We start from the raw sequence: 1,551 nt of genomic DNA, 5'->3' as shown, positions 1-1,551 counted from the left end.
AAATTACGAAACACCGCCGAAATGTGACGTGTCTGTGCAGGTCACAGCGTTATCGCGTGTTTCGTAATTTGGTTTTCCGATTTTCGTAGTTCTACGAAACCGCAGGTAGAGCGTTTCGTAATTTTTTCGTATTTTGATCGGCAAATTACGAAACGAGGTCAAAACTACGAAACGAGCACACTATAGACGTGTCACAGGTCACAAAAAGGCGCGCCCCTTGCGTGTCACCATGCCGCCACACAACAGCTGCCCCACCACAACACCCCAGCCGTGCCACGTGGCGTGTAGAAACGTGCTCGGTTCGATTCGTAAAGATTAGGTCGCAGGCTATTGTGCGCGACGCATAAGTTCCGTACGATGGCCCCCAGACCGTATGTGGCGTTTTAATTCGTTTTTGGTTTAGCCAGCCGCATACGGGGGATAACCCCGAGGATAATTCATAAAGAGACAGCCTCTCGACCGTGATAGGCGCGGTTCCTCCGACGAGATAGACCGGTCGGCAACGGCATTGCCAACCACAAAAGCGGTCAGGTAGGGAGTAAGCGCTCCCGTAAAGCGATGGGACGGCAGACCACCGTTCTAGCGAGTTGAGCACGGCACTCCAAGCCGCCTGAATAGCAAGCCGGTAAAGCACCCCGCTCCGGGACAGATCAATCTGCCCAGGAGCGTTTTTCTATGTCCGAAAAGGACACGACTACCGCCGTCGCGCCACGCTTTTACACGCTGCAGGAACTCGCCGATCTCGGCGTCGGCTCCGAGTCCACGTTGCGAAAAGCTATTAAAGAGGGCCGTCTTTCATTCCACCGTTTCGGCACCGCCTATCGGATTCGCCAAGACGATCTCGACGCCTACCTCACGGCCGCACGCCGCCCTGCCCCGCAGCTATTCGACGGCTTCGTCGATGCCGTCGTGAATGCAGCGCCCCAACTGACAGATGAGCAGCGACAGCAACTCGTCACGGTGCTGGGCGGTGTGAAGCACTAATGCGGACAAACCCGCCTACGACGAGATCCCGCCGCTTAGCTCAGCTAGCCAGGCTGGGTCTTGAACTGAGTGCGAGGGCTGATGGGTGATGGCCGTGCTACTACACACGCGCGCTCCACCGTCGTGCCCCGAGCCCAAACAAAGAATTCACTCAATCAAGGAGAACAAACCATGTCTTTCAGAGACGATTACGCAGCCGCGCTCCGCGATGAGCAGCGAGCAAAAGATACCGTGAACGAGGCGCGCCGTGCACACAAAGCGACAAAGGAGCGCCTTGCGCAGTTGCGCAAGTATGCCGAAGAGTTCGAGGTGAATCTCGACGGTGACAAGTCCGCCAGCACCGAAGGGGACGGTGACAAGTCCGCCAGCACCGAAGGGGACAGCGATACACCTGAGAACGGTGACGGCGACACGCCTGAGAGCACCGAGGGCAGTAAGCCGAAGCGGCATCTAGAAGTTGTACCCGACTAACCCTTTAGCCGTACACGCAATCACCTCATGTGTGTACGGCCACGCGGCGTGACGACGTACAGCTGAAGTGCCCCAGGTTTTGTTCCGTTTGAGTAG

Annotated in this window: 2 protein-coding genes; both read left to right on the top strand. The window is 56.7% G+C overall.

The features are described 5' to 3' along the window. The first annotated feature begins 675 nt into the window (after positions 1 to 675). A complete protein-coding gene (locus tag HMPREF2757_RS05395) occupies positions 676 to 984 on the top strand; it encodes a helix-turn-helix domain-containing protein (protein ID WP_070574078.1) in 309 nt (102 codons plus the stop codon). A gap of 171 nt (positions 985 to 1,155) precedes the next feature. Next, complete coding sequence (locus tag HMPREF2757_RS05390; RefSeq protein ID WP_070574075.1) at positions 1,156 to 1,455, top strand: hypothetical protein; 300 nt, start codon at positions 1,156 to 1,158, stop codon at positions 1,453 to 1,455. The last annotated feature ends 96 nt before the right edge of the window (positions 1,456 to 1,551 follow it).

It is taken from the genome of Brevibacterium sp. HMSC063G07 (assembly GCF_001810665.1).
GTDB lineage: Bacteria > Actinomycetota > Actinomycetes > Actinomycetales > Brevibacteriaceae > Brevibacterium.
Note: the sequence above shows the minus strand (reverse complement) of the source record. Positions and strands in the feature narration are given on the sequence as shown.